This is a genomic window from Leclercia sp. 29361 (assembly GCF_011290365.1).
Taxonomy (GTDB): Bacteria; Pseudomonadota; Gammaproteobacteria; order Enterobacterales; family Enterobacteriaceae; genus Enterobacter; species Enterobacter tamurae.
In genome coordinates this window covers 4,885,083-4,898,412 of record NZ_CP049786.1, presented here as the reverse complement: position 1 = coordinate 4,898,412, position 13,330 = coordinate 4,885,083, and the positions used below count along the sequence as shown (strand labels likewise).

Here is a 13,330-nt window from a genome sequence, read left to right as displayed (position 1 = left end):
TTTCTGCGCATCGGTAAGATTAAACTGACGCCAGCGAAACGTTTCGCTAGTGGAGCAAGAAAATGAAGAAAGGCACTGTACTCAACTCTGAAGTCTCATCGGTCATCTCCCGTCTTGGGCATACCGATACGCTGGTGGTCTGTGATGCCGGTTTACCCATTCCCCACAGTACAACGCGTATTGATCTGGCATTAACCCAGGGCGTGCCCTCGTTTATGCAGGTACTGGATGTGGTGACAACCGAGATGCAGGTTGAGGAAGCTATTCTCGCAACGGAAATCAAACAACATAATCCGCAGCTCCACGAAACGTTGCTTGGCCATATCAAGCAGCTGCAACAACACCAGGGAAACACCATAAAAATAAGTTACATAACGCACGAGCAGTTCAAGAAAAATACCGCTGACAGCCAGGCGGTTATTCGCAGCGGGGAGTGTTCCCCGTATGCGAATATCATTCTCTGTGCTGGCGTCACCTTCTGAGGCCACCATGGACGCACTCCTGCAACTGAAAGGGATCGATAAGTCGTTCCCGGGCGTAAAAGCCCTCTCCGGTGCCGCACTGAACGTCTATGCCGGCCGCGTGATGGCGCTGGTGGGTGAAAACGGCGCCGGTAAATCCACGATGATGAAAGTGCTGACCGGCATCTATCAACGCGATGCCGGTTCGCTGCTGTGGCTCGGAAAAGAGACCACCTTCACCGGCCCGAAATCCTCCCAGGAAGCCGGGATCGGCATCATCCACCAGGAGCTGAACCTGATCCCGCAGCTGTCCATCGCGGAGAACATCTTCCTCGGTCGCGAGTTTGTGAATCGCTTTGGCAAAATTGACTGGAAACAGATGTATGCCGAAGCCGACAAACTGCTGGCGAAGCTGAACCTGCGCTTCAAAAGCGATCGGCTGGTGGGTGACCTTTCCATTGGCGATCAGCAGATGGTGGAGATCGCCAAGGTGCTGAGCTTCGAATCCCGGGTCATCGTCATGGATGAGCCGACCGACGCCCTCACCGATACCGAAACCGACTCTCTGTTCCGCGTGATCCGCGAGCTAAAAGCGCAGGGGCGCGGCATCGTCTACATCTCCCACCGTATGAAAGAGATCTTCGAGATCTGCGATGACGTGACCGTCTTCCGCGACGGGCAGTTTATTGCCGAGCGTGAAGTGGTGACCCTCACCGAAGATACGCTGATTGAGATGATGGTGGGCCGTAAGCTCGAAGACCAGTACCCGCGCATTGATAAGCAGCCGGGCGATATCCGCCTGAAGGTCGATAACCTGTGCGGCCCGGGCGTCAACGACGTCTCCTTTACGCTGCGCCAGGGCGAGATCCTCGGCGTGGCCGGGCTGATGGGAGCTGGCCGTACCGAACTGATGAAAGTGCTGTACGGTGCCCTGCCGCGCACCAGCGGGTATGTCACGCTCGATGGGCATGAAGTGGTTACCCGCTCTCCGCAGGATGGCCTGGCGAACGGTATCGTCTATATCTCCGAAGACCGTAAGCGCGATGGCCTGGTGCTGGGGATGTCGGTGAAAGAGAACATGTCCCTGACCGCACTGCGCTACTTCAGCCGCAACGGTGGGAGCCTGAAGCATAAAGACGAGCAGCAGGCCGTCAGCGATTTTATCCGCCTCTTTAACGTCAAAACCCCGTCGATGGAACAGGCGATCGGTCTGCTGTCCGGCGGTAACCAGCAGAAAGTGGCGATTGCCCGCGGCCTGATGACCCGTCCGAAGGTGCTGATCCTCGATGAGCCAACCCGCGGTGTGGACGTCGGCGCCAAGAAAGAGATTTATCAGCTCATCAACCAGTTCAAGGCTGACGGGCTGAGCATCATTCTGGTCTCTTCCGAGATGCCAGAAGTATTAGGCATGAGCGATCGCATTATCGTTATGCATGAAGGGCATCTCGGCGGTGAATTCAGTCGCGAGCAGGCCACCCAGGAAATTCTGATGGCTGCCGCTGTGGGCAAGCTTAATCGCGTGGATCAGGAGTAAGAAGATGACTACCCAGGCTGTTTCTGGACGCCGCTATTTCACTAAGGCATGGCTGCTGGAACAAAAATCGCTGATTGCTCTGCTGGTGCTGATCGCGATTGTCTCCACCATGAGCCCGAATTTTTTTACCGTAAATAACCTGTTCAACATCCTTCAGCAAACGTCCGTCAACGCCATTATGGCGGTAGGGATGACGCTGGTGATTTTGACGTCGGGTATCGACCTGTCCGTCGGTTCCCTGCTGGCGCTCACCGGCGCGGTTGCCGCTTCAATTGTAGGGATTGAAGTCAACGCGCTGGTGGCGGTGGCAGCGGCCCTGGCGCTGGGCGCTGCGATTGGAGCCGTCACCGGAATGATTGTAGCGAAAGGCCGCGTGCAGGCGTTTATCGCCACCCTGGTGATGATGCTGTTGCTGCGCGGTGTGACCATGGTCTACACCAACGGTAGCCCGGTGAACACCGGCTTTACCGACAACGCCGATCTGTTTGGCTGGTTCGGTATCGGCCGCCCGCTGGGTATCCCGACGCCGGTGTGGATCATGGGGCTGGTGTTCCTCGCGGCGTGGTACATGTTGCATCACACCCGTCTGGGTCGTTATATCTATGCCCTAGGCGGTAACGAAGCGGCGACGCGTCTGTCCGGCATCAGCGTCAATAAAGTCAAAATTATCGTCTACTCCCTGTGCGGCCTGCTGGCCTCGCTGGCGGGCATTATCGAGGTGGCACGTCTCTCCTCTGCTCAGCCAACGGCGGGTACCGGTTATGAGCTGGATGCCATCGCTGCGGTCGTGTTGGGCGGTACCAGCCTGGCAGGGGGTAAAGGTCGTATCGTAGGGACGTTGATCGGTGCGCTGATCCTCGGCTTCCTGAACAATGGTTTGAATTTGTTAGGTGTTTCTTCCTATTACCAGATGATCGTCAAAGCGGTAGTGATTTTGCTGGCGGTACTGGTAGACAACAAAAAACAGTAACTGACGACACTACAGGACATCTTTGATATGAACATGAAAAAACTGGCTACCCTGGTTTCTGCTGTCGCGCTGAGCGCAACTGTGAGTGCAAACGCCATGGCGAAAGATACCATCGCGCTGGTGGTTTCTACCCTGAACAACCCGTTCTTCGTCTCCCTGAAGGATGGCGCGCAGAAAGAAGCCAACAAGCTGGGCTACAACCTGGTGATCCTGGATTCCCAGAACAACCCGGCGAAAGAGCTGGCTAACGTGCAGGACTTAACCGTTCGCGGCACCAAAATTCTGTTGATCAACCCGACCGATTCCGATGCAGTAGGTAACGCCGTGAAGATGGCTAACCAGGCCAATATCCCGGTGATCACCCTGGACCGTCAGGCGTCTAAAGGCGAAGTGGTCAGCCACATTGCCTCTGATAACGTGCTGGGCGGCAAAATCGCTGGTGACTACATCGCCAAAAAAGCAGGCGAAGGTGCCAAGGTTATCGAACTGCAGGGCATCGCCGGGACTTCCGCAGCGCGTGAGCGTGGCGAAGGCTTCCAGCAGGCCGTTGCTGCCCACAAATTCAATGTACTGGCCAGCCAGCCGGCAGACTTCGACCGTACTAAAGGTCTGAACGTAATGCAGAACCTGCTGACCGCTCACCCGGACGTTAAAGCGGTATTCGCACAGAACGACGAAATGGCGCTGGGCGCACTGCGTGCTCTGCAAACCGCAGGCAAATCGGATGTGATGGTTGTCGGATTTGACGGCACGCCTGATGGTGAAAAAGCGGTGAACGATGGCAAACTGGCTGCGACCATTGCTCAGCTTCCTGAGCAGATCGGCGCGACTGGCGTGCAGACTGCTGACAAAGTGCTGAAGGGCGAGAAAGTTCAGGCTAAATACCCTGTTGACCTGAAACTGGTCATCAAGCAGTAATAGGCGATTCAGGCAGCTACCGGCTGCCTGAGGGACAACATATAAAGAAATAGCGTGGCATATGCCACCGGGTTCTCCCGGTGGCACTCTCAGATGGACACCTCAATGATGAAAACCGCAGGTAAGCTCGTTGTCCTTGGCAGCATTAATGCCGATCACATTCTTAACCTTGACGCTTTCCCGACACCGGGCGAAACCGTAACCGGCAAACGCTATCAGGTCGCCTTTGGCGGCAAAGGCGCAAACCAGGCGGTCGCCGCCGGACGCAGCGGCGCAAACATCGCCTTTATCGCCTGTACCGGCGATGACGATACCGGTGAGCGCGTGCGCAAACAGCTGGCAAGCGACAACATCGATATTGCGCCGGTCAGCGTAGTGGAAGGCGAATCAACCGGCGTGGCGCTGATTTTTGTCAACGCGGAAGGTGAGAATGTTATCGGTATTCATGCAGGTGCTAATGCGGCGCTGACCGCTGAACGCGTGGCGGCGCAACATGAGAGTATCGCCAGTGCCGACGCGCTGCTGATGCAGCTGGAGACGCCGGTAGAAAGCGTGCTGGCGGCGGCAAAAATTGCCCATGAAAATCACACCACTGTCGTACTTAATCCCGCGCCTGCCCGTGTATTATCAGACGAGTTGCTGGCGCTGGTGGATATCATCACCCCTAACGAAAACGAAGCCGAAAAGCTGACGGGTATTCGCGTTGAAAACGATGACGATGCGGCGCGCGCGGCGAAAGCCCTGCACCAGAAAGGCATCAGTACGGTCATCATTACCCTTGGCAGCCGTGGCGTATGGGCCAGCGTCGAGGGGGAAGGTCGTCGCGTTCCCGGCTTTAAGGTGAAAGCTGTTGATACCATCGCCGCAGGCGATACCTTTAATGGTGCGCTGGTCACGGCGCTGCTGGAAGGTGAGCCGCTGGATACCGCGATTCGTTTTGCCCATGCGGCGGCGGCCATTGCGGTAACTCGTCCAGGCGCACAGCCTTCTGTACCCTGGCGCAATGAGATCGATGAATTTTTAAGTCAGCAGAGGTAGCGTTTGGCCACAATGAAAGATGTCGCTCGCATGGCGGGCGTCTCTACTTCCACTGTCTCCCATGTCATTAATAACGATCGCTTCGTCAGCGAGGCGATCCGGGAGAAGGTCGAAGCCGCAGTTAAAACCCTCAATTATGCGCCTTCCGCCCTGGCACGCAGTCTGAAGCTCAACCAGACCCGCACCATTGGCATGCTGATCACCGCCAGTACCAACCCCTTTTACTCTGAACTGGTGCGCGGCGTGGAGCGCAGCTGTTTTGAGCGCGGATACAGCCTGGTGCTCTGTAATACCGAAGGCGACGAGCAGCGCATGAACCGTAATCTGGAGACGCTGATGCAAAAGCGCGTCGACGGGTTATTACTCCTGTGCACTGAAACGCATCAACCCTCGCCCGAGATAATGCAGCGCTACCCTTCCGTTCCCACGGTGATGATGGACTGGGCGCCGTTCGACGGTACCAGCGATCTGATTCAGGATAACTCGCTGCTGGGTGGGGACATGGCGACGCAGCATCTGATTGATAAAGGGCATACCCGCATCGCCTGCATTACCGGTCCGCTGGATAAAACCCCTGCCCGCCTGCGGCTGGAAGGTTTTCTGGTCGCCATGGCGCGCGCCGGTCTTCCGGTGCCTGACGGGTATCAAATCACCGGTGACTTTGAATTTAGCGGCGGGTTTGAGGCGATGCAGTCCTTACTGGCGCAGAAAGATCGCCCTCAGGCGGTGTTTATTGGTAATGATGCGATGGCCGTGGGGGCCTATCAGGCGCTCTATCAGGCGGGGCTTCGTGTCCCGGACGATATCGCCGTGGTGGGATATGACGATATCGAACTGGCGCAGTATATGACGCCGCCGCTCACCACTATTCATCAGCCCAAGGATGAACTGGGCGAGCTGGCTATTGATGTGCTGATCCACCGTATCACCCAGCCCGCACTGCAACCACAGCGGCTGCAGCTTACTCCTGTTCTGATGGAACGGGGTTCTGTTTAGGTTTGTGCCGTTCTTTAATGAGGTTACGACCATCTTTAGGTTTTAACAGCATAAAGACCAGGGCCGAGATCACCGTCAGCACGCCCATGGTGATAAAGGTTGAGTGGAATTGTTCGACAGTATTCGTACCGCCGAACCCTTCATAAAAGCGCAACACCGCCGCACTCAGCGCCACTCCCAGACTGATCGACAGCTGCTGCGTCACCGCCAGCATGCTGTTGCCGCCGCTGGCGTTCTCATCGCTGAGATCGGCCAGGGTAATGGTGTTCATCGAGGTGAACTGGATGGACATCGCCATCCCCAGTACAAACAGCGGCAGGATCAGCATCCATATCGGCAGCGCGGCCGACTGCAGTGAGAATTGCGCAATCATCACGCCAATAAATACCGTCACGCCGACCAGTGTCCTGCGGTATCCCACCCGGCGTAACAGCTGGGTCACGCCGGATTTCGCCAGAATCGAACCCAACGCGGTAGGCGCCATCATGCAGCCGGCGATCAGCGCCGGATAACCGAACCCGACCTGCAGCATCAGCGGCATCAGGAAGGGAACACACCCGGTACCCAGACGTGAAGCGATGTTTCCGGCAATACCCACCGAGAAGGTGCGCGTGTTAAACAGCGAGAGGGAAATCAGCGGCGTAGGATGACGACGCGCATGACGTATATAAAGAAGAAAAAGAAGAATACCGCTGAAGATGATGGAGACGGCCAGCCAGGTGGCCACCACTTTCTCACCGAACAACTCCATGCCGCTGGAAAACAGCACCAGGCTCAGTCCAAACAGGAAGAACCCGCCCATATCGAATTTGCGCCGCGGGGTGGTGAAGTTCGGCATAAATTTGCGGGCATAGAAAAGACCGGCGACGCCAATCGGAATATTAATAAGGAAGATCCAGTGCCAGCTGGCCCAGGTGACCAGCACGCCCCCCAGTACCGGCCCGAGGATCGGCCCGACCAGGCCCGGCATAGTGACAAAGTTAAGTACCGGCAACAGTTCGCTGCGCGGATAGGCTCTTAGCAGCGCCAGACGCGCGACCGGCATCATCATCGCGCCGCCAATTCCCTGAATCACCCGGAACACAACCAGCTCGCCCAGTGAACTGGAGAGTGCGCAGGCCAGCGACCCCAGCGTAAATAAGGTAACCGCCAGCATAAAGATACGCCGCGTGCCGAAGCGATCGGCCAGCCAGCCGCTCACCGGGATCAGCATCGCAACAGTCAGGGTATAACTGATGATGGCTGACTGCATGGCCAGCGGAGAACGGTTAAGACTTTCGGCAATCGCCGGGAGAGCGGTATTGAGGATGGTGGCGTCCAGCGCCTGCATAAAGAAAGCCATTGCCGCGATCCATGGCAAACCCGCCATGCTGCGCGCTTTTTTTACTGTCATTCGAATTCCTGTTGTTTATGACTATTGTGCTGGTGTGGCAAGCAGTGTCTGGCTGGCCATCATGGCGCGTAGCCCGTCGCTATCCTGAATGGCATCAACGATAGCCTGGTGTAAATCCAGCTTCACCACCTCGTCCTGAGTAATAGACGTAAAGTAGGTGTGATAGACAGAATGAAAGAGCGAGGCAAAAGAGGTCAGGAACGGATTACCGCTCATCTCATAGATATGCTCATGCCAGGCCATATCCACTTCTATCCAGCGTTCCCGGTTGAAGTGCTTTTTCAGATGCACCATCTCATCCATCAGAGTATTTAACCGCGCTTTTTGCTCTGCCGTTCCGATCGTGGCGGCCAGCAGGCAGGCCTGCGGCTCCAGACTGCTGCGCATGACCAGGAAATGATCGATGACCTGATGGAAGTTATCTTCCGTCATCCACCAGGAGAGTAGCTCCTGATCGAGGAAGTTCCAGTTGCCCTGGGGCATCACGCGCGTACCGATGCGCGGACGGGGAAGCACCATCCCTTTCGCGGTTAAGGTTTTGACGGCTTCACGCACGGCAGTTCGGCTTACGCCAAACTGCTCACCCAGTTCCAGTTCGCCCGGCAGGATGCTACCTGGCAGGTATTCACCCGCCAGAATCCGCTGTGCCAGCTTTTCTGCCAGTACATAGGAGAGGTTTTTTTGTGCCGCCAGCTGTTGCGCGCTCAAAGGCATAACGCATATTCCTTGATTCTTAATGCTAGTAAGTATGCCATCTGCAGGATAGTTGTGGTTGGTAAAACGACAATTAGCGCAATTTCTGGCTAAAAGATGGGTCTTTTGGTGAAAAAAAGCACGGTTGATTAGTTTTTTTAAATTTACTCTTGTCACTGCCGAAGAACTCCCTATAATGCGCCTCCACTGACACGGAACAACGGATTACAAACCGCCGTGACAGCAGGCTTCAGAGATGAATGCCGGCGGAGAAAAGCGAAAATAATTGCTTGACTCTGAATGAGGAAAACGTATTATACGGGACCTCGCAACGGTGAGCGAAAGCCGCGTTGCACTGCTCTTTAACAATTTATCAGACAATCTGTGTGGGCACTCAAAGTGACATGGATTCTTAACGTCGCAAGACGAAAAATGAATACCAAAGTCTCTGAGTGAACATACGTAATTCATTACGAAGTTTAATTCACGAGCATCAAACTTAAATTGAAGAGTTTGATCATGGCTCAGATTGAACGCTGGCGGCAGGCCTAACACATGCAAGTCGAACGGTAGCACAGAGAGCTTGCTCTCGGGTGACGAGTGGCGGACGGGTGAGTAATGTCTGGGAAACTGCCTGATGGAGGGGGATAACTACTGGAAACGGTAGCTAATACCGCATAACGTCGCAAGACCAAAGAGGGGGACCTTCGGGCCTCTTGCCATCAGATGTGCCCAGATGGGATTAGCTAGTAGGTGGGGTAATGGCTCACCTAGGCGACGATCCCTAGCTGGTCTGAGAGGATGACCAGCCACACTGGAACTGAGACACGGTCCAGACTCCTACGGGAGGCAGCAGTGGGGAATATTGCACAATGGGCGCAAGCCTGATGCAGCCATGCCGCGTGTATGAAGAAGGCCTTCGGGTTGTAAAGTACTTTCAGCGAGGAGGAAGGTGTTGAGGTTAATAACCTCAGCAATTGACGTTACTCGCAGAAGAAGCACCGGCTAACTCCGTGCCAGCAGCCGCGGTAATACGGAGGGTGCAAGCGTTAATCGGAATTACTGGGCGTAAAGCGCACGCAGGCGGTCTGTCAAGTCGGATGTGAAATCCCCGGGCTCAACCTGGGAACTGCATTCGAAACTGGCAGGCTAGAGTCTTGTAGAGGGGGGTAGAATTCCAGGTGTAGCGGTGAAATGCGTAGAGATCTGGAGGAATACCGGTGGCGAAGGCGGCCCCCTGGACAAAGACTGACGCTCAGGTGCGAAAGCGTGGGGAGCAAACAGGATTAGATACCCTGGTAGTCCACGCCGTAAACGATGTCGACTTGGAGGTTGTTCCCTTGAGGAGTGGCTTCCGGAGCTAACGCGTTAAGTCGACCGCCTGGGGAGTACGGCCGCAAGGTTAAAACTCAAATGAATTGACGGGGGCCCGCACAAGCGGTGGAGCATGTGGTTTAATTCGATGCAACGCGAAGAACCTTACCTACTCTTGACATCCAGAGAACTTAGCAGAGATGCTTTGGTGCCTTCGGGAACTCTGAGACAGGTGCTGCATGGCTGTCGTCAGCTCGTGTTGTGAAATGTTGGGTTAAGTCCCGCAACGAGCGCAACCCTTATCCTTTGTTGCCAGCGGTCCGGCCGGGAACTCAAAGGAGACTGCCAGTGATAAACTGGAGGAAGGTGGGGATGACGTCAAGTCATCATGGCCCTTACGAGTAGGGCTACACACGTGCTACAATGGCGCATACAAAGAGAAGCGACCTCGCGAGAGCAAGCGGACCTCATAAAGTGCGTCGTAGTCCGGATTGGAGTCTGCAACTCGACTCCATGAAGTCGGAATCGCTAGTAATCGTAGATCAGAATGCTACGGTGAATACGTTCCCGGGCCTTGTACACACCGCCCGTCACACCATGGGAGTGGGTTGCAAAAGAAGTAGGTAGCTTAACCTTCGGGAGGGCGCTTACCACTTTGTGATTCATGACTGGGGTGAAGTCGTAACAAGGTAACCGTAGGGGAACCTGCGGTTGGATCACCTCCTTACCTTAAAGAACCTGCCTTTGTAGTGCTCACACAGATTGTCTGATGAAAAGTAACGAGCAAGACGGCTGCGAAGTCGTGACACATCGTGTCCCCTTCGTCTAGCGGTTAGGACTCCGCCCTTTCACGGCGGCAACAGGGGTTCGAATCCCCTAGGGGACGCCACTTGCTGGGTGTGAGTGAAAGGCACAACCAATCAGTATCTCAAAACTGACTGTTAAGTCATGTTTGAGATATTTGCTCTTTAAAAATCTGGATCAAGCTGAAAATTGAAACGACACACTGTGTCTGCTCTCCGTAATAAGAGCAGATAAGCGGTGTGTTCGAGTCTCTCAAATTTTCGCAATCAGAAGTGAAACATCTTCGGGTTGTGAGGTTAAGCGACTAAGCGTACACGGTGGATGCCTAGGCAGTCAGAGGCGATGAAGGACGTGCTAATCTGCGATAAGCGTCGGTAAGGTGATATGAACCGTTATAACCGACGATTTCCGAATGGGGAAACCCAGTGCAATCCGTTGCACTATCGTTAAGTGAATACATAGCTTAACGAAGCGAACCAGGGGAACTGAAACATCTAAGTACCCTGAGGAAAAGAAATCAACCGAGATTCCCCCAGTAGCGGCGAGCGAACGGGGAGCAGCCCAGAGTCTGAATCAGCATGTGTGTCAGTGGAAGCGTCTGGAAAGTCGCAGGGTACAGGGTGATACTCCCGTACACGAAGATACACCTGCTGTGAACTCGAAGAGTAGGGCGGGACACGTGGTATCCTGTCTGAATATGGGGGGACCATCCTCCAAGGCTAAATACTCCTGACTGACCGATAGTGAACCAGTACCGTGAGGGAAAGGCGAAAAGAACCCCGGCGAGGGGAGTGAAAAAGAACCTGAAACCGTGTACGTACAAGCAGTGGGAGCACCTTCGTGGTGTGACTGCGTACCTTTTGTATAATGGGTCAGCGACTTATATTCTGTAGCAAGGTTAACCGTATAGGGGAGCCGAAGGGAAACCGAGTCTTAACTGGGCGTTAAGTTGCAGGGTATAGACCCGAAACCCGGTGATCTAGCCATGGGCAGGTTGAAGGTTGGGTAACACTAACTGGAGGACCGAACCGACTAATGTTGAAAAATTAGCGGATGACTTGTGGCTGGGGGTGAAAGGCCAATCAAACCGGGAGATAGCTGGTTCTCCCCGAAAGCTATTTAGGTAGCGCCTCGTGAACTCATCTCCGGGGGTAGAGCACTGTTTCGGCTAGGGGGCCATCCCGGCTTACCAACCCGATGCAAACTGCGAATACCGGAGAATGTTATCACGGGAGACACACGGCGGGTGCTAACGTCCGTCGTGAAGAGGGAAACAACCCAGACCGCCAGCTAAGGTCCCAAAGTCATGGTTAAGTGGGAAACGATGTGGGAAGGCACAGACAGCCAGGATGTTGGCTTAGAAGCAGCCATCATTTAAAGAAAGCGTAATAGCTCACTGGTCGAGTCGGCCTGCGCGGAAGATGTAACGGGGCTAAACCATGCACCGAAGCTGCGGCAGCGACGCTTATGCGTTGTTGGGTAGGGGAGCGTTCTGTAAGCCGTCGAAGGTGGACTGTGAGGTCTGCTGGAGGTATCAGAAGTGCGAATGCTGACATAAGTAACGATAAAGCGGGTGAAAAACCCGCTCGCCGGAAGACCAAGGGTTCCTGTCCAACGTTAATCGGGGCAGGGTGAGTCGACCCCTAAGGCGAGGCCGAAAGGCGTAGTCGATGGGAAACAGGTTAATATTCCTGTACTCGGTGTTACTGCGAAGGGGGGACGGAGAAGGCTATGTTGGCCGGGCGACGGTTGTCCCGGTTTAAGCATGTAGGCGGAGGTTCCAGGTAAATCCGGAACCTTATTCAACGCTGAGGTGTGATGACGAGGCACTACGGTGCTGAAGCAACAAATGCCCTGCTTCCAGGAAAAGCCTCTAAGCATCAGGTAACATCAAATCGTACCCCAAACCGACACAGGTGGTCAGGTAGAGAATACCAAGGCGCTTGAGAGAACTCGGGTGAAGGAACTAGGCAAAATGGTGCCGTAACTTCGGGAGAAGGCACGCTGATGGTAAGTGAAGCGACTTGCTCGTGGAGCTGAAATCAGTCGAAGATACCAGCTGGCTGCAACTGTTTATTAAAAACACAGCACTGTGCAAACACGAAAGTGGACGTATACGGTGTGACGCCTGCCCGGTGCCGGAAGGTTAATTGATGGGGTTAGCGGCAACGCGAAGCTCTTGATCGAAGCCCCGGTAAACGGCGGCCGTAACTATAACGGTCCTAAGGTAGCGAAATTCCTTGTCGGGTAAGTTCCGACCTGCACGAATGGCGTAATGATGGCCAGGCTGTCTCCACCCGAGACTCAGTGAAATTGAAATCGCTGTGAAGATGCAGTGTACCCGCGGCAAGACGGAAAGACCCCGTGAACCTTTACTATAGCTTGACACTGAACACTGGTCCTTGATGTGTAGGATAGGTGGGAGGCTTTGAAGCGTGGACGCCAGTCTGCGTGGAGCCAACCTTGAAATACCACCCTTTAATGGCTGGTGTTCTAACGTGGACCCGTAATCCGGGTTGCGGACAGTGTCTGGTGGGTAGTTTGACTGGGGCGGTCTCCTCCTAAAGAGTAACGGAGGAGCACGAAGGTTAGCTAATCCTGGTCGGACATCAGGAGGTTAGTGCAATGGCATAAGCTAGCTTGACTGCGAGAGTGACGGCTCGAGCAGGTGCGAAAGCAGGTCATAGTGATCCGGTGGTTCTGTATGGAAGGGCCATCGCTCAACGGATAAAAGGTACTCCGGGGATAACAGGCTGATACCGCCCAAGAGTTCATATCGACGGCGGTGTTTGGCACCTCGATGTCGGCTCATCACATCCTGGGGCTGAAGTAGGTCCCAAGGGTACGGCTGTTCGCCGTTTAAAGTGGTACGCGAGCTGGGTTTAGAACGTCGTGAGACAGTTCGGTCCCTATCTGCCGTGGGCGCTGGAGAATTGAGGGGGGCTGCTCCTAGTACGAGAGGACCGGAGTGGACGCATCACTGGTGTTCGGGTTGTCATGCCAATGGCACTGCCCGGTAGCTAAATGCGGAAAAGATAAGTGCTGAAAGCATCTAAGCACGAAACTTGCCCCGAGATGAGTTCTCCCTGACCCTTTAAGGGTCCTGAAGGAACGTTGAAGACGACGACGTTGATAGGTCGGGTGTGTAAGCGCAGCGATGCGTTGAGCTAACCGATACTAATGAACCGTGAGGCTTAACCTTACAACGC

8 protein-coding genes, 1 tRNA gene and 2 rRNA genes are annotated in these 13,330 nt (G+C 54.7%); 9 read left to right on the top strand and 2 right to left on the bottom strand.

Annotation, left to right across the window (positions count from 1 at the left end; genetic code table 11):
* The first annotated feature begins 62 nt into the window (after positions 1–62).
* The 6 genes from rbsD (at position 63) to rbsR (ending at position 5,917) form a co-directional block, all read left to right on the top strand.
* Complete coding sequence (gene rbsD, locus G7090_RS23425; RefSeq protein WP_106995527.1) at positions 63–482, top strand: D-ribose pyranase; 420 nt, start codon at positions 63–65, stop codon at positions 480–482.
* Between the two features lie 7 nt (positions 483–489).
* Positions 490–1,995, top strand: coding sequence for a ribose ABC transporter ATP-binding protein RbsA (gene rbsA / locus G7090_RS23420; RefSeq protein WP_166184997.1), 1,506 nt, complete (start codon positions 490–492; stop codon positions 1,993–1,995).
* 4 nt (positions 1,996–1,999) lie between these two features.
* Positions 2,000–2,965: a ribose ABC transporter permease gene (rbsC, locus tag G7090_RS23415; protein ID WP_106995525.1), complete on the top strand. Its 966-nt coding sequence runs from the start codon at positions 2,000–2,002 to the stop codon at positions 2,963–2,965.
* Positions 2,966–2,992: 27 nt separating this feature from the next.
* The gene (gene rbsB, locus G7090_RS23410; protein ID WP_166184994.1) at positions 2,993–3,883 is read left to right on the top strand and encodes a ribose ABC transporter substrate-binding protein RbsB; all 891 of its coding nucleotides are present in this window, start codon (positions 2,993–2,995) and stop codon (positions 3,881–3,883) included.
* Positions 3,884–3,991: 108 nt separating this feature from the next.
* Positions 3,992–4,921, top strand: a complete 930-nt coding sequence (rbsK, locus tag G7090_RS23405; protein WP_166185552.1) for a ribokinase — start codon at positions 3,992–3,994, stop codon at positions 4,919–4,921.
* Positions 4,922–4,924: 3 nt separating this feature from the next.
* Entirely contained in the window at positions 4,925–5,917 is a 993-nt protein-coding gene (rbsR, locus tag G7090_RS23400; protein ID WP_166184991.1) for a ribose operon transcriptional repressor RbsR, read from the top strand.
* On the opposite strand, the gene mdtD is transcribed toward rbsR, so the two are convergent.
* Positions 5,883–7,310, bottom strand: coding sequence for a multidrug transporter subunit MdtD (gene mdtD, locus G7090_RS23395; protein ID WP_106995523.1), 1,428 nt, complete (start codon positions 7,308–7,310; stop codon positions 5,883–5,885). The two genes, rbsR and mdtD, sit on opposite strands and share 35 nt — an antisense overlap.
* Before the next feature lie 21 nt (positions 7,311–7,331).
* Entirely contained in the window at positions 7,332–8,024 is a 693-nt protein-coding gene (locus G7090_RS23390) for a FadR/GntR family transcriptional regulator (protein WP_166184988.1), read from the bottom strand.
* A gap of 480 nt (positions 8,025–8,504) precedes the next feature.
* On the opposite strand from G7090_RS23390, the gene G7090_RS23385 reads away from it, so the two are divergent.
* From G7090_RS23385 to G7090_RS23375, 3 genes are all read left to right on the top strand, one after another.
* Positions 8,505–10,044, top strand: a 16S ribosomal RNA gene (locus tag G7090_RS23385).
* Between the two features lie 87 nt (positions 10,045–10,131).
* A tRNA-Glu gene (locus G7090_RS23380) sits at positions 10,132–10,206 on the top strand.
* Positions 10,207–10,415: 209 nt separating this feature from the next.
* Positions 10,416–13,323, top strand: a 23S ribosomal RNA gene (locus tag G7090_RS23375).
* Together the 16S and 23S rRNA genes with 1 tRNA gene alongside form the textbook arrangement of a ribosomal RNA operon.
* The last annotated feature ends 7 nt before the right edge of the window (positions 13,324–13,330 follow it).